Genomic DNA, 16,747 nt, shown 5'->3' with positions numbered 1-16,747 from the left:
ATCATGTCCCTGCTGGAAACGAAAAATCTGGTCAAGCGCTACGGCCCTCGCACCGTTGTCGACGGGGTGAGCCTGCAGGTCAACACCGGCGCGGTGGTCGGCCTGCTCGGTCCCAATGGCGCTGGCAAGACCACCACCTTCTACTCGATCGCCGGCTTCATCAAACCCAACAACGGCAACGTTCTGCTCGATGGCGAAGTGATCACCAACCTGCCGATCCATCGCCGGGCCCTGAAGGGCATCACCTATCTGGCCCAAGAGCCGTCGGTCTTTAAAAAGCTGACCGTCGAGGAGAACATCCGCATCGTACTCGAACCGCTCGGGTTGACCACCAACGAGATCAACAACCGCATCAACGAATTGCTGGCCGAGCTGAAAATCGAGTACCTGCGCACCAACAAGGGCCACGCCCTGTCCGGCGGGGAGCGGCGGCGGGTGGAGATCATGCGGGCCCTGGCCACCAGGCCGCGCTTCATCCTGCTCGATGAGCCGTTCGCCGGCATCGACCCGCTGGCCGTCGGCGAGTTGCAGAAAATCATCCGCACCCTGAAGGTGCGCGGTCTCGGCGTGTTGATCTCCGATCATAACGTCCGGGAGACCCTTCAGGTCTGCGATTTCGCCTACATCGTCAACAACGGCTCGATCCTGACCAGCGGCGTCGCCAACGATATCATCGAGAGCGAAGTGGCCAGGAAGATGTATCTCGGCGAAAACTTCACCATGTAATCGATCGGTCACCATCCATGGCACTTGAACTCAGACAGCAACTGAAACTGGCCCAGAAACTGGTGATGACGCCCCAGTTGCGCCAGGCCATCAAGCTCCTGCAGCTCAACCGCCTCGACCTGTCCACCGCCCTGCAGGCGGAAATTGAGCAGAACCCGGCCCTGGAAATCGAAACGTCGGCGGAAGACGGCCAGGACGAGCCGTCATATAGCCTGAGCACCACCGCGGAACCGGACCGGACCAACGCACCGGAAACCGACTTCACCCCCCTGTTAGCCGCCTCCGATGCCCTGCCCGACACCAATTGGGAAGAATACGCCAACAATTTCGATTCGAATTTCTCCTTTTCCAAAGAGACCCCGCCGGCGGACGCCCCCAGTCAGTTCGACTTCATCTCCGAAAAGCCGGGACTCTCCGCCTATCTGCAGTGGCAGCTGGCCCACAGCGAACTGGACGAGCGGGAATGGGAGATCGCCCTGTATATCGTCGGCAACCTCAATCGTTACGGCTTCCTGGAAACCACCCTCGAAGATATCATTGAAAACACCAACTGCACCTTCGACGAGGCGGACTACCTGCTGGAAGTGGTACAGGAACTCGACCCGCCCGGCATCGCCGCACGAAACGTCAGCGAGTCGCTGAAACTGCAGCTCGAACGAATCAACATGGGTAAATCGCTGGCCGCCCAGATCGTCACCGATCATCTCAACCTGCTGGAAACCCGCAACTACAAGATGCTCTCCCGGCTGACCGGCCGAAAAAAATCGGAAATCGTCGAGGCGATCAACTTCATCACCGCCAACCTGACCCCCTTTCCCGGTCTGCCCTATGCCGAGGAGGCCACCAATTACATCGTCCCCGATGTCTACGTGGAAAAAATCGACGGCGAGTATGTCATCAAACTCAACGACGACGACCTGCCGAAACTCAAAGTATCGAGCTACTACCAGGACCTGCTGCAAGCCACCACGCCGACGACCACCAAGGAATCAAAAACCTATATCGCCGACAAGGTAAAGAGCGCCGAGTGGTTCATCCGCTCCATCCACCAGCGGCAGCGCACCATCTACCGGGTCATGGAGTCGATCCTGCGTTTCCAGCATGACTTCTTCGATAACGGACCGGCCGCTCTCAAGCCGCTGATCCTGCGCGACGTCGCTGAAGACATCGGCATGCACGAGTCGACCATCAGCCGGGTCACCTCCAACAAGTACGCCCACACCCCGCAGGGCATCATCGAACTCAAGTACTTCTTCTCCACCGCCATCCCCCGCGAAGGCGGCGACGCGCTGGCCGCCGAGTCGATCAAGACCCGCATCCGTCAAATGATCCAGGAAGAAGACAAGACCAAGCCGCTCTCCGACAGCGCCATCGCCGAACTGCTCGCCGACCGGAATATCCAACTGGCCCGGCGCACCGTGGCCAAGTACCGTGAGCAGATGAAAATCCCGCCGGTCAAGCACCGCCGGCAGACCAATTGATCCAATCGGCGCCGATCTCCAGCAATAATGAGCCTTCTCGAACGGATCTATTTCTTCCACAACGAACTGACCCGCAACCGCTACCCCAATGCCCGCACTCTGATGCGGGAATTCGAGATCTCCCAGCCCACTGCACGCCGCGACATCGCCTACCTGCGCGACCGCCTGCTGGCCCCGCTGACCTACGACCAGCGGAAAAACGGGTTTTACTACAGCGATGCCGCCTTCAACCTGCCGTTCGAGAATAGCGCTCGGATCGTCTTCCTTCTCGGCATGCTCAACAAACTTGCAACCGAAACCGGACTGGGCGAGTTACCTGAAATCCGCCAGCTGGAAAAGCGGCTGACCTCGATGGTCGCTACCGGCGGCACCCCGATTACTGATAGTATCCACTGCGAATGGATCGAGGTGGAGTATCCGACCCCGGAAGTCTTCGACACCATTATTGAAGCCATCGTTAAGCGGCGCCGACTGGAACTGACTTACTCTACGCTGAAACACAAACAAACCGAGCGTATCGTTGAACCGCTGAAACTGATCAATTACCAGGGCCGCTGGTATCTGGCCGCCTGGTGCACCTTGCGCGAAGAGACCAGGATCTTCCATCTGGCCCGGATCAAAAAGGCCGCAGTCGGCGCCAGGGCAGTGCACTCAGCCAGCACGGCGGACAAAGATCTGGACCGTTCCTTCGGTATCTTCAAAGGACCCCTTCGGTACCGGGCTGAAATCCTCTTCACCGGCGAGGCCGCGGAACTCGTTAAAAATCAGTATTGGCATCGTGAGCAAGAGATCGAATCCTCCACCGACGGCATCATTATGAGACTGCCGGTAAGCGACAACCGTGAAATCATGATGAAGGTCCTGCAATACGGCGCCCAAGCCAAAGTCCTCGGCCCGCTCGAGTTACGGCACCGCGTCGAAACGGAAATCGCCAAACTCACCGACAGCTACCGGAGCTAGCCCGACACTTCCAGTTTTAGCGATACCGCGCCCATATTCGACCTCAACAGCCAACCCGACAGATTGAAACGGATGTTCCATACTGAAATTGTAGCAAAATCTTGATTTTCCGTTCAAATTAGAAGATTTCCGTTTCGATATCGTAGCCATCAATGTTCATATATTATATTGATATGCATATATGGTATTAAGTAGCCATCATGTATATCGAGCGAGTCAAATCCAGGCAAGGCGGTAAGGTCTACACCCAGATCCTGCTCCGCGAATCATACCGTGAGCGCGGAGAAACGGGCTCCAAGGTCAAGAAACGAACCCTGCTCAACCTGACCAAATACCCCGAAGCGGTGATCAAAACCATCGATCTTGCCCTGAAACACAAAGACAGTCCGGACGAATTGGAACACCTGTTGGGCGGCAGTGTCAAACAAAAACAGGGTCGCTCGGTTGGCGCCGTGTGGGTTTTGCTCCACCTCTGCCGGGAGCTGGGACTTGATAAAATTATCGGCTCGTCGCGACATGGCCAGCTTTGCCTGTGGCTGATCATGGCCCGACTGATCGAGCAAGGATCACGGCTGAGTGCCGTGCGCCTTGCCGATGAACACGCGGTGTGCGAGTTGCTCGGCGTTGATTCGTTTACCGAAGATGATCTTTACCAGGCCCTGGACTGGCTCTGCGAGCAGCAGGACAACATAGAACAGAAACTGTTCAAGAAAACCTTCGGAGATCAAGCGCCCACCCTGTTTCTTTATGATGTCACCTCCAGTTACCTGGAAGGCGACCAGAATGAACTCGGTGACTGGGGCTACAACCGGGACAATAAGCGGGGTAAGAAACAGATTGTGGTCGGCCTGCTGTGCGGTGATGACAGCACCCCGGTGTCGGTCCGTGTCTTTAAGGGCAACACCACCGACCTCAAAACCTTTGGCGCCCAGATCGAGAAGACCGCCCGGGAATTCGGTTGCCAGCGGGTGACCATGGTCGGCGATCGGGGGATGATCAAAAGCGTCCAAATCGAGGGGCTGAAAGAAGCCGGTTTTTACTACATCACGGCAATCACCAAGCCGCAGATCCGGGCCATGCTGAAAAGCGGTGCTTTGCAGCTGGGCCTGTTCGATAGCGAACAGTGTGAGGTGGAACAGAATGGAGTGCGCTACATCCTGCGGCGCAACCCGATTCGAGCTGCTGAGGTGGCAGCGTCACGCGCCCGGAAAATTTCTGCCGTCCAGGCGTTGGCCGCTGAACAAAACCGCTATCTGGCCGAGCACTCGCGAGCTGATTTCTACAAGGTCACACAGAAGGTATGGGATAAAGAGAGCAAACTGAAGGTCGGTGATTTCCTGAAAACTACCTGTACGAATCGCACGATCACCGTAGAGATTGACGAAGCCTATTTGGCCGAAGTACAGGAACTGGATGATTGTTATGTTCTAAGAACCGATCTTCCTGCCGAACATGCCCCGACGAAAACCGTGCATGATCGCTACAAGGACCTGATTCAGGTTGAGCACGCGTTTCGGACCTGCACAACCGGCCACCTGGAAGTTCGGCCAATCTATGTGCGCAAGGAATCGCGTACAAGAGGTCATATCTTTGTGGTCATGCTGGCGTATTTGGTCCGCCGGAAGCTGGCGGCGGCCTGGCGGGATCTGGATGTGACGGTTGAGGAGGGGCTGAAAAAATTGTCAACTTTATGCGCGATGGAACATGAGATCGACGGCCGGCAGACCGGCGGCCTGCTCAGTGTACCGAAACCGAGGCCGAGTCTGACCCGGTTGTTCTCGGCGCTGGCGATCACGCCGCCAAGCGCTCTGCCGCGAAATGGCGGCCGTGCAGCCAGCAGGAAAAAGCTGCCCGATAGGAGAAAAGCGAAATAATTCCTGCGTGTTGAGAGTCAACTTCGACTGCCCTATACTTGGAACATACGATAGAAGTCGAAAAAGACCCAGATTATGGTGTTCGTCCAAAGAAAGGAGACCAATGCTGGATAGTTCCGGAATGTGCACCTTATGATAGGCCTCCTAAAACAAGTTGGCACAGGCATAGTGCCTTTTACAGCAATTAAAATAAAAGTTATGGATACTGATACAACAAAATTTTCCAAAGTCTCAATAGTTATCCCTGTGTTCAATGAGAGGGAAACCCTGCTAATGCTTGTTAAACAAGTTCAGGCAGTTAACATTTCCTTAAAAAAAGAGATAATACTTGTTGATGATTGTTCAACGGATGGCACTAGAGAACTGATAGAGTCTGAACTGCTAGATTCCAACTTGTTGAAAGTATACCACAAGGTCAATTTGGGAAAAGGGGCCGCTCTTCGTTCTGGCTTTGAAGTCGCAACTGGCGACATTGTACTGATACAGGATGCCGATCTAGAGTACGACCCTACTGAGTATCCAAAGTTGCTAGAACCGATCTTAAACCTGAAGGCAGATGTCGTTTTTGGTTCTAGGTTTGTCGGATCTGGTGCCCATCGTGTGTTATATTTCTGGCATATGCTTGGCAATAAATTTCTGACCTTACTTTCCAATATGTTTACTAATTTAAACCTAACGGACATGGAGACCTGCTATAAAGTTTTTCGGAAGAATATTCTCGATCAGATCAAGATTGAAGAAGATAGGTTCGGTTTTGAACCGGAAGTAACCGCAAAAATAGCCAAACTTAATTGCAGGATTTACGAGGTTGGAATTTCATACAGCGGGCGTACGTATCAGGAGGGAAAAAAGATCAGCTGGCGAGACGGTTTAAGCGCTCTTCGCTGCATTATAAAGTATGGTTTGTAGGCGTCCAAGTAATTTTACTTATGACGGACCAGTTCGGATTTAGAAATTTATATTAATAGTATACTGAAGTTTAGAGTTTCATAGTCCTGAGAAAATAATGCATGAACCGTAACCAATCACGCTCATCAAGCACCTCGGAAGCCGCCGCCCTCATGCCAGCGAAACGCCGTCCCAACAATCGTCTCCAGCTCTGAAAAGCGGGGCCGCCAATCGAGGAACTGCAGCGCCTTACGTGGATCGGCTACGAGTTCCGGTGGATCACCCGGCCGCCTATGTCCTTCGCGTACAGGTACCGTACACCTGCTTATGGTTTCAACACTCTGGATAATCTGTCTGACTGATGTTCCAGTTCCCGTGCCGAGGTTGAACTGGTCGCTGGAACCGTCTCGTCGCAATTTATCCACGGCCCGCACATGAGCATCGGCAAGATCAGTCACATGGACATAATCGCGAATGGCCGTACCATCCGGAGTGGGATAATCCGTCCCGAATATTTCAATACATTCCCGCCGCCCCAAGGCCGCATCGATGACAAGGGGAATGAGATGGGTTTCCGGCTCATGATCCTCTCCAACTACACCTTCCGGATCAGCACCGGCAGCGTTAAAATAGCGAAGTGCGATATGCCTGATGCCATAGGCGCCGTCGTAATCCTTGAGGATCTGTTCGATCATCAGTTTGCTTCTACCATAGGGGTTGATGGGATTCTGCTCCGCTGTTTCACCAATCGGTATCATCTTGGGCAAACCGAACGAAGCACATGTGCTTGAGAAAATAATCATCCGGCACCCATGCCGGCGCATCGATTCCAAGAGATTGATCGTTCCCGCCACATTATTCTGATAGTATTTGCCCGGATCAACTACCGACTCACCGACATAGGCATAGGCTGCGAAATGGATCACTGCCTCAGGCTGATACAAACGAAACACCTGGTCCAGCCTGGCGTGGTCGAGGATGTCCCCGTATTCCAGCGGACCCCATTGGGCAGCTTCTCTGTGCCCATATACCAAATTGTCATAGGCGACCGGCAAACAATCACTATCTCGCAACGCCTTGCATGTGTGACTCCCGATATACCCCGCCCCACCGGTAACTAGAATGGTTGATTTCATGGTCTAATTTATCCTTAAAAACAGATATTGGTATGGCAAGATTGACTGGTAGCCGAGATTTTTTTTAAAAACTTCAGCTCATGATTGTAGATTTTTTCTGATTTAAAAAGCGTCTATCCAGCTCTTTCCGATTAAAAGCAGAGGATAGGCCATCAAGCAAGCAACGAATCTTATTCGTTTGACACCAAGAAAATTAAAATACTCTACATGTCAGCGCCATTTTAATTCTACACAGCAAAATTTACCTTTTGGCTACTACACAGGTTCATTTCTTCGAAAAGCGATTTTATTGAAACCACATAGAAGAAATATGCGAAGTCTGTTCGACATCTATCGGCTTGATAGCAAATCTCAAACGGGAGATATTCTTAATACCATTTAGTGATATAGATATTAAAGAAGCATTATTATGGTGCCTTGCCCAAGGACGCCCTTCTTGGAAATAAGAAACTATGCTTTTCGCTGGAAGTTCCTGCCACCCTCCTTTCTCTTGTGCCACGCTAACTTCAGTTATGCTATCAGCAGTCATACCAATTGTTGTTAAGTTAAATGAATATACTGGTTCATTTTGGCGAAAAACAATTTCTACCCACTGTTTGTCTATATAGTTACGACATCTATTTAATTCATCAAGGCCAATACTACCAGCACATCCTATGCTTCCATTATCGACGAAAACATTAAGAATAGTAAACTTGGAAAGATTCGGTACTCGATACAATAGGGTCTGATATTCCCTCCGATCCTGTGGAACACGGAAATAAAGGCTATCTTCGAAATATTCTGAAGTTGCGAAACGATCAGGGCTCCATGGATTACTATCTACAACAACCAAGGCACCAAGTTGATAATCTTGTAACGAAAATTCTTCAACAAATAAATAATCATCAGGCAGATATTTTTGTAAATATTTAGTGCGAAAATTATTAAATATCACGATATCTTCCGAAGAAAATACATTTTGAATCAAATCAGCAGTTCCTTTCCAGTTTTCTTTTGGCCTGTAATAAGTATTCAAGATCTCATGTTTATAAACATAATCATAACAAATCATTATGCTTAGTACCGTAAAAGCAACAACCCATCCGAACCTTATCCAGATATTTAGATTTACAATGACACTAAAAACCGATAGTAACATGATAGTGATAGGTAAAACTATGAAGGCGGTAGTTCTCACAGCGGGTGTTTCCAGAATTAGGCATATTGCGAAAAATATTATAATGGAATAGGAAATTGGTTTCCAATTTTCGACCGTTTCAAGCCCGTTCAGCTTCCACCAAGGGAAAAATGCAATAATCGCAATACTCATTAGAACAAGAAGGATAACCGTCATCGAAGCTTCAGGAAAAAGATAGTCCGTTAAAGTTGATACTACCGCTTTCACAGAAGAATACTCTGCTCCCCACTTATCTGAATAACCTTCTTTAATTTCAAGTAGCTGAGGCAAAAGAGGAAGATAAAGTGCCGCAACAAAGCCGAAGCCAGCTAAGATAGCAAGAATGACAAGCTTGCAACGCCTTTTTAGAGCCAACAAGACAAGAAGAGGCATTGCAAAAAAGCCAAAAGTCGGAATTGTCATGGTCCCAAGCACACCAGCTGCGACTGCCCCAGAGAGAGCAGGTATTCCTCCCTTTGAAAGATACGAAACCACAGAATAAGAAAGTACCACACCCCAAAAAACTACTAGCCCGTATCCTCTAGCCTCAAGCATCAAAACCAGATGAGGCCATGAGTTAGTTAAAGCAACAAGCGTTAGCGCCCCTGCGGCAAACCACTGTCGCCGGAAAAAAAAACCCAAGGACAGGATGGTGGATGATATTACTGCAAGAAAAGACAATATACGCGCTCTAAATGGATCAAACGAGGCACTTCCCGGGAGTAATGAGTTAAAGACGTTGAAGAGAATATGGTTGTTGGCGGCATGGTAATCCGTCAAAGAAGATACCGGTTCTTGTGAGGAAAACTTTTCAATGGTATAGATCTCATCAGTCCACAAAGAACTTGTCGACATCTTCGCGATCCACGTTCCTAAGTAAGTGAGAACGAAAATCGTCACCAGAATGCTGCAGATCACCTCGACCACTAGGATAAAACGTGAGAATGTAGTTCCTTTTTGAGCGTGAAAAATATATTTGAAAACAATGGTCACAAAAAGCAAGCTTATCACCCCAAGACTGCAGGTAATAACCAACTTTGCTAACAAAGAACTTGGTAGCAAAGGATTTTTATCAAGGACAGCGAGATTTACAAGTAGTTGCGGATCATTTGTCAATGGCAACAGGTACAAACCGTGATCAGCAAGACCTATTTTAATCGTTCCATTAAACGGTAGCAAAACTTTCAAAAGCTGATCCGTTGTAGTGAATCGCTGTGGTGATGAGGATTTCTCTTGTATTGTAATGCTATTTATAAAAACAATTTCGTCACCGTCAATTGGATCCAATCGAACAGAATCTAGCTTGATAAGTGCGGGTATCTGAACCGCATAATAAGCTTGCTCGGTAGTCAATGGAAAACGGACAGACAAATCTTCACGATAGCCGTCACTACCATCACTCCAAAACAACTGCCCGACCCCTTTCTGAGGCAGTGGCATACCATATTCAATCTGGATCAAAGTGTCGAGCGATCTTGAACCGAAGAAAAACCACAATGATGTTAGTACGACTCCAGTCAAATAAAGAATAGAAAAAATGGTCCGACACTTGTATAATCGACAGATCATTTTACCCATTCTCCAGAGGACTTTTCAGGAAAGATCAACGATTTTCTCACAATATAACCGCCCAACCAACCCGCAAAGAATTATAGGGTTTGCTGAACAAGTTGGTCCTTCTTCTTTTGGCAATCTGGCTGATCGTCTTAATCACTTTGATCGCCTTCAAAGCAATCCTGGCTTTGAATTCCGGTGTGTGTTTTCGTCGTTGCCGTTTCATAATTCCTCATGATCTTGGGTTGAGAAGCTATGAACTTCTTACTATAACTTAGCTCGTGATCCTAATCCTTGGGTCCACCTCTAGGGTTTGATGCGGACGATAATAATGGTTCATCCGACTGATCATGGGGACTGCCTATCATTGCACTTGGTCTTACTTTTTCTTTACCACGTAAAAATAAAGTTCCACATAGTCATCGATCATCCGTTGGAGATGAAAGCGCTCCTGTATAATCTCTCCGGCTCGTCGGCCGATTCGCTCCATTTTCTCTTTATCGTTTAAAAGAGCCAACAGTGCTGAACCGACTGTATCGGAATCATGTGACTGCAGCAGCACTCCCGATGCTCCATCTTCAATTATTTCATCGTTGCCGCCAAGATCGGTGGCTACAACCGGTTTTCCGTGAGCGCAATACTCCATGATAACATTGGAGAGCCCCTCTCCATCCGGACTCAAGAGGACACAGACGGTCGCACCCTCGATCCATGGAGCTGGCTCATCACAATCGTTGACGATAACGACTCGATCAATCAAACCCAACCGGTCGATCACCTGCCGGCAGTGAGTCTCTCGATCTCCCCTCCCAATGAGAACGAGGCGATAATCCGGATGCTGTTTCAGCACCAGGGGAAATGCTTCAATAAGTGCCTTCTGGTCTTTTTTTGCGGTAAAATTCCCTACCATGCAAATAAAGGGGGCTGGAAAATCAATCTTGCCCACACCAGAAAGTGACGCCAGGTCCATACCGTTATAAATCACCCGTGCCGTACCCAGCTTGTCCATCCCGAAAGCCCGCAGACCGGCCCTCGAATTGGCCACGATCAGGTCTGCAAAAGGCATCGTCAATTTGCTGAGACGGTCGCGCTTTGAAAGCTTTCTCCGTGCCGACCGTATCGACCCGTTGACAAACTTTGCACCAGCCATCCTGGAGGCCGCACATCCCGCAAGATCTGCAATACTCCCGAACGTGTGCACGACATCAACCCGATAGCGTCTGACAAGCCTGACGACCGACCATGCAAGAGTGATATCTAACTGATGCTGCTGCCGTATCGGTAAAACCTCGTTTGCCCAGAGCATTGCCTCATGTTCGCGGGCACCGCCTTTCACCAGGACACCGAACAGGGTTTCGATTGATCTGCAGGACTGGCGCAATCCCTTCAGCAGAGCGACGATTTGTCGTTCAGTCCCCCCGGATGGCATCCCATCGGCTATGATCGCGACCCTGATGGTGGTATCATGACCACCGGGAGGGAATATCCTCGACGGCCTCGCATGCTGTAATCTGGCACCATCCTGTTTCATAGACAAAGAGACCGATGAGCACTGCTGATACGATTAAGGAGCGAATGGACCCCGAGTCTCATCGCTTTATTGTCCGCCGAAGCACCTCGGCCGGTGCATGACGAAACAGCAGATGACCCACTGCCCATAGCAAAAAGAACCCTGATCTCAGGCACCCCGTACTGGTCGGGAACAATTCATAACCTCGCGATCGAATGGTCCGGCCCGCTATCCATTGCATCGCGTCGATTTCCTCGTGGCGCAATACCTTCTGCCATTCGTCGATCTTCTTGAGGGCGGGCTTTGCCAGGATACCCCGGTGCAAATGATGCTGACTCTCGGGAATTTTTTGAAAATAGCGTGATCGCACGGTTTCCCTGTTATCCACGCCGAGAAAATCAAGAACCGGACAGATGGCGCGATCGGGGTCGGAAACCAGGTCTTCGAAACGCAGAGAAAAAAAGTCTCCGTCAGACGAGTATCTCTCAACCAACTTCATGGTCCGTACGTATTTAATCGCCCGTTCCACTGCGTTGACCGCCATTACCCGACCGCTCACGCTGTCGACGCTTCTCTTCTGGGATTCGAAAATCGCCCTGGGATCGCGTTCTATAAAGAGGAATCTGCAGCCGGGGAACAGTCGGCGCAATTCCGGCACATGGTTGATATAATGCCCCCGCTTGTAAATATATACCCTGGCGTGAGAAGAGGAAAAATAGAGGCTCAGGATTTCTAGAAGGATATGCTCGAAGCCGTACGGGGGGATCATGCCCCGTAACGCTCTCTCGAGTCGATCCCGGTCGACGTTCCAGGCACTGAATTTCCGGTTTCGATAGAGTTTATCGAGATACGATAAAATATCGATCTCTTCGCGGATGTCCGCCGTGGAGAGGAGAAGCCCATCAGGAATATCAGCTTCCGGCGTCACGCCAATATCCCGATATTGATCCAACAGATGGGCAAGCAGCGTCGAACCGGACCGGTTCATATACAACAAAAAGACCATGCACGGCTTGCTCTCGCCCCCATCCATGCCATTACCCGTTGTCACGTGAATGGGGTGGTGCAATGACGAAACAATTCCGTGCGTACGGAAATACCTCGATGCCGTCAAACCGTTGCATGACCTGTTGAAAAGTTTGAACACCAGTGTTGACTTCATCCCAGGTAAGTCCCGGGAAAACCTGCTTGACAACCTTCTTCTGCACGTTCGCCAGACTTTCCCGCCCCCCCTTTTTCAGGTTCATACTCCGCCCATCAACAAACCGGTCCTTAACGGAACGGGCCAGATATCGACATGTCGTCTGCCAGTTTCTCACCTGCCGTGCAGCCTGGAGGAACCTGTTGCCGATTATCTGATCTTTTTTCCTCCTGAAAGACGGGAGTTGTGCAACAATTCGATCGACGCACAACTCCCCATCGACGTTCTGTATAAAGTGTCCGGCCAATTCCCGCTTTTCCGCCTGTTCCTGCTCGCTCTCACCAAGCGTTCCGCAACAGATAGTTTTCACCAGATCAACGAGACCTTTTTCGTTTCTGGCCGCTATACCCAAAACATCGGGCAGATAATTCTCATAAATCGTCGAGGCAAAGGGTTGATAGGAGACAGTCGGCCGGTCCAACAAGAACGATTCAATCCCTGTCGTACACCCATTCTGGATGGTTACTTCCGCCGCAAGCAGCCAATTGATCACGTTTCCTTCGTGAACGATCCTGACATTCGGCCAAGATGAAACCGTTTTTCGCCATACCTCATGATTTTCGGCAGGGTGGGGGCGGACAACAATCGTGTAATCAGGGAAATTTCTGGCAAGTGTTTCCACCAGGGAGGTGAACGCATGATACATTCTCTCCTTGAATCCTACAAATTCACGAAAGAGTTTTTCTCCTTGCGGAGAACGAATCTTGCCACTGCGTTTCTGAATTTCAAGTGATGTCTCGGCCCCGCGGATGTTGTTGTAAGCAGCGAAATTAGTGTTAATGAGCAAAAACGGACCAAAGGCATTTTTGATCTCTGCCGCTCCCCGGGAAAAATAGCCGCGGACTTCCGGCCGCAGCAAATCCATTCTCGGATTGCCGACGGCCTGCAATTTATTCTCTACTTCTGGAACGTTGCCAAGGACAACCCGTGTCTGATTGGCGCCCCAGGAGCAGAACAGGTCAACGTGTTCCAAGGTTGCCGGATTGAGCTTTCTGTTCGCATAGTCCTGCTCGTCTGCCAGCAGCAGGCCTTCCTCACACCAGGCGATTACCCCGTTTCCCTGCCGTTTATATGCCCTGAATTTTTTCTCGTTTGCCTTTACGACGCTTTTGTCGAAAACGGTGCTTCGGGGCATCTTCCTCCACGTGCGTTGAATCACGTGCTGATGTCCGAGGATGACCCCGTAACCCGCCTCGGCTGCAGCACAGCTGAGCAGGAGCTTCGCGTCAAACTCCCTGACTTTTGTTTCGATGGGAATGATGAGCCAATGGAGAGGATGAAGTGATCTCAACGAGGAGAATGGAGGTGTCACGGTTTCGGCAATCTGTTCAGGTAGAAATCGGCGAATTGCAGGTCAAGTTCCGTATCGATGTTGGGCAAAAACTCTTCAATGACAATAGCCGAAGTATTCCCCCCTTTGATCGATTTCTTCTCCAGCAGGCATGTACGACTTATCGCATACGCAGCGCCATTGCGATGGTACAATGGTTCCAGCTGTTGCCGGGCGATGATCGATGCACCGCGATGATCGTAATAGTCCAATCGATCGTCCCGGTAAACGAGTTGCTTCAATGGATGGGCCTTGGAATCTGTCGGGCTGACGGTCCAGACAGCATCATAGCCCCCCCGGATCAGCTTCTCGACCGGGTCCAGAATGTGCCCTTTTTTGCGCAGCGGACAGGTCGGCTGCACCATTACGACCACGTCATAGTGCTGCCCATCATCGTCCTCCGCGGCGAGCAATGCATGGGTGAGCACTTCAAGATCTCCGATCCTGTCGCCGGAAAGATTTTCCGGTCTCAGGAATGGAGCTTCAAGCCCCGATGCCACGGCAACATCCCTGATAAGCTCATGATCGGTTGAAACAACAGCCCGGTCAATTTCCGGCAGACCGTTGAGCAGCCGGCCAACAATAGCGACCAGCGGCACCCCACCGACTTCGCGAAGATTTTTGAGCTTGATGCCTTTACTGCCACCTCGTGCGGGGACCACTGCAAGAACTTTATGTTGTAACAACATAGCTGACGGGAAATTTTACCCCTTTGTCTCCTGGTTGATTATATGGCCGATCTTTCGAAATGGCAGCATTGCAACAGACTCCGCACATCACTGCAGCCAGATATCGAGAAGAAGCGGGCCCCCGTAGTTTCGGCGGCTTCCCGGTCTGATAGCCCGTCCCCGACAACAAGCACCTCATCGGGAAATACCTGTTCGGTAGCGACGATATATTTTACCGTTTCGCTTTTAACCCGGGGGTACCCGAATATCCCTTTGAAATACCGACTCCAGCCACGGAAATGCAGGATGTCCAGCAACTCTGTCTCCGGCGTATGCGAGCTGCAGTAGAGCGGCACTTTGGTGAACAACTCATCAAGGACATCTGAGGCGCTCGGCATTTCGGGACACGTTTTAACACCTTCCAGGACCAACTTATTGTACCGCCGGGCGTAATCGGCTATGACCTCAGACAGTTGATCCTCGCTGAGCTGCTCATCTCCGGCGCGTTCAAAAAACTTCCTAATGATGGCGTAGCGCGAAGCCTCCCCATGACGTTCTAGGACTCCTGGCAACAGTGCACGCTTGGTGTCATCTCCAGCAAAGAGATCATACCAGGCCTGCAGCTTTATCCGGTTCGACTGAACAAGTGTCCCGTCGAAATCGAATATGATGACGTTGACTTCTCCGGAGGCATTCTCCTCGACCCCGGTCACGCAGTTTTTATCTCGAACGAATAACATCTCGGGTCGCCGACTCCCAATTGTCCAGCTGGGTCTTCCTCTGTTCCCGCGGCAGCCTGGCTATTCGTTCGTCTTCGTAGAAGGAATCGTTATCGAAATGAGTCGTCGAAACCTCCTCGAACACGCAACCGTCCAGGGTATGGAACTTGTGCCACTCTCTTCCCAGAACGGTAAATATGTCGCCCTGTTCCAGCTTGGTCCTGTTCCCGGCCAGTTCGATCTCCACATCCCCCCAGAGAAGCTGAAACGTTTCTTCCTTCTTCTCGTGAAAATGATAGGGATGTTTCTGGCGGGGCAGCATGACAATGAGCTTTTTGCAGTAACTGCGGTTGATACAGGTGATGATGACCGCTCCGAATTCACGGAAATGCTCCAGTCCATAATGATGCGAGATTTCAATGGCACTCTCCTTACCGATGAAGATACGCGCCTGATTGAGAATCCCTTTCACCTGCAACATTATCTGGAAGATCCTGTCTTTCCTGCTTGGCTCGAGATTTGCCATGGAGCCGTCCAGGGGAGTGCCTGCTGCGTAGTCGCGATTGGCAACAATGCCGGGAACGAAGTCACCGCTTGCCAGCTGATCGTCCTGAAGGGGCATCGAGAAGAACACATGACTTTGCTCAATCGCCTCTCCGGCAGAAATCTTCTTCTTTGCATAGACACCGCGCATCAGCGATCTCAGCGAAGCTGTTTCGTCAGGGTCTGCCGGCGCCCGATAATCGCCTCCGCACGTGGCCACTGCCTGCTTCCAGGCTGTGATCCATTGCTCGATTTGTTCAGGTGTGGACGAATACTTGTTCAGTTTATGCCTACCCGTCTCAAAGCCGACATGACGCTCGAAAATTCTCGCTCCTTTTCCATATGCTATCCCGATATTTATAGTATTATCGGGGTGTTCATGTGTCGAAAAGCCGACAGTGAGAGCGGGGAACCGATTTTTCAGCAAATCTATTTGATTCAGTTCGGTTTTTTCCGGAGGTGTCGGGTAAAGAGCAACACAATGCATCAGAGCGAAGTGCGCTTTCTCGTATTCGAAGTAGCTCACCAAACGATCGATCTTGCTCATAGACAACCCTGCCGTGGAAATAATGACCGGCCGATTGGTCTGTGCTATTTTCTTGAGCAACGGCCAATCCGAAGCCGAACAACTGGCCACCTTGATAACTTCAATGCCCATCTCAAGAATGATATCAACCGACTCCTCATCGAATGGGGTGCAAATACTGACCATCCCCTGCCTATGCACGGCATCGACCAACTCCCCATAGGCATCGACAGGCAAGGCTGTTTCCATGAACCGGGGGATATGTTTGATATCCTTTCTTTCCTTGAAATCCGGATGAATAAAGGTATCCAATTGCCGGAACTGAAATTTAAGACCGGCACGCACTTCGCACTTTCTGACTACTTCGCCATGCTTTTCAATGACAGCCAGCCCGTGTTCAATTTCGCCCTGGTGATTATTTGCCAGGTCAAGAACAAACAAGTTTTCGAATGTAAACGGTTTCATCCTTACC

General features: G+C 50.5%; 13 protein-coding genes. 5 read left to right on the top strand and 8 right to left on the bottom strand.

Annotated features, from left to right (window positions below):
• The first annotated feature begins 3 nt into the window (after positions 1–3).
• The 5 genes from lptB to BUC26_RS18375 all read left to right on the top strand — a co-directional run bounded on the left by lptB (position 4) and on the right by BUC26_RS18375 (position 5,950).
• Positions 4–726, top strand: a complete 723-nt coding sequence (lptB, locus tag BUC26_RS18395; protein ID WP_073378423.1) for an LPS export ABC transporter ATP-binding protein — start codon at positions 4–6, stop codon at positions 724–726.
• A 17-nt stretch (positions 727–743) separates the two neighbouring features.
• On the top strand, positions 744–2,207 hold the full coding sequence (rpoN, locus tag BUC26_RS18390; protein ID WP_073378421.1) for an RNA polymerase factor sigma-54: 1,464 nt from the start codon (positions 744–746) through the stop codon (positions 2,205–2,207).
• A gap of 27 nt (positions 2,208–2,234) precedes the next feature.
• Positions 2,235–3,167: a helix-turn-helix transcriptional regulator gene (locus BUC26_RS18385; RefSeq protein WP_073378420.1), complete on the top strand. Its 933-nt coding sequence runs from the start codon at positions 2,235–2,237 to the stop codon at positions 3,165–3,167.
• 200 nt (positions 3,168–3,367) lie between these two features.
• Positions 3,368–5,041 carry an IS1634 family transposase gene (locus BUC26_RS18380; protein ID WP_073378418.1) on the top strand — a complete coding sequence of 558 codons (1,674 nt, stop codon included), beginning with the start codon at positions 3,368–3,370 and terminating at the stop codon, positions 5,039–5,041.
• A 198-nt stretch (positions 5,042–5,239) separates the two neighbouring features.
• On the top strand, positions 5,240–5,950 hold the full coding sequence (locus BUC26_RS18375; protein WP_073378462.1) for a glycosyltransferase family 2 protein: 711 nt from the start codon (positions 5,240–5,242) through the stop codon (positions 5,948–5,950).
• 125 nt (positions 5,951–6,075) lie between these two features.
• On the opposite strand, the gene galE is transcribed toward BUC26_RS18375, so the two are convergent.
• From galE to BUC26_RS18335, 8 genes are all read right to left on the bottom strand, one after another.
• On the bottom strand, positions 6,076–7,065 hold the full coding sequence (galE, locus tag BUC26_RS18370) for a UDP-glucose 4-epimerase GalE (protein ID WP_073378416.1): 990 nt from the start codon (positions 7,063–7,065) through the stop codon (positions 6,076–6,078).
• A gap of 286 nt (positions 7,066–7,351) precedes the next feature.
• Positions 7,352–9,685, bottom strand: coding sequence for a hypothetical protein (locus BUC26_RS18365; RefSeq protein ID WP_143166071.1), 2,334 nt, complete (start codon positions 9,683–9,685; stop codon positions 7,352–7,354).
• 472 nt (positions 9,686–10,157) lie between these two features.
• Entirely contained in the window at positions 10,158–11,309 is a 1,152-nt protein-coding gene (locus BUC26_RS18360; protein ID WP_073378412.1) for a glycosyltransferase, read from the bottom strand.
• A gap of 58 nt (positions 11,310–11,367) precedes the next feature.
• The gene (locus BUC26_RS18355) at positions 11,368–12,294 is read right to left on the bottom strand and encodes a sulfotransferase family protein (RefSeq protein WP_161949882.1); all 927 of its coding nucleotides are present in this window, start codon (positions 12,292–12,294) and stop codon (positions 11,368–11,370) included.
• A gap of 31 nt (positions 12,295–12,325) precedes the next feature.
• Positions 12,326–13,801, bottom strand: a complete 1,476-nt coding sequence (locus tag BUC26_RS18350; RefSeq protein ID WP_073378408.1) for a surface carbohydrate biosynthesis protein — start codon at positions 13,799–13,801, stop codon at positions 12,326–12,328.
• A complete protein-coding gene (locus BUC26_RS18345) occupies positions 13,798–14,481 on the bottom strand; it encodes an acylneuraminate cytidylyltransferase family protein (RefSeq protein ID WP_161949880.1) in 684 nt (227 codons plus the stop codon). The genes BUC26_RS18350 and BUC26_RS18345 overlap by 4 nt, the downstream gene beginning before the upstream one ends.
• Before the next feature lie 65 nt (positions 14,482–14,546).
• Positions 14,547–15,227, bottom strand: coding sequence for an HAD family hydrolase (locus BUC26_RS18340; protein WP_073378405.1), 681 nt, complete (start codon positions 15,225–15,227; stop codon positions 14,547–14,549).
• Entirely contained in the window at positions 15,208–16,740 is a 1,533-nt protein-coding gene (locus BUC26_RS18335; RefSeq protein ID WP_073378403.1) for an N-acetylneuraminate synthase family protein, read from the bottom strand. The genes BUC26_RS18340 and BUC26_RS18335 overlap by 20 nt, the downstream gene beginning before the upstream one ends.
• Between the last annotated feature and the right edge of the window lie 7 nt (positions 16,741–16,747).

Source organism: Desulfofustis glycolicus DSM 9705 (assembly GCF_900130015.1).
Lineage (GTDB): Bacteria > Desulfobacterota > Desulfobulbia > Desulfobulbales > Desulfocapsaceae > Desulfofustis > Desulfofustis glycolicus.
This window is presented reverse-complemented; position numbering and strand designations above follow the sequence as displayed.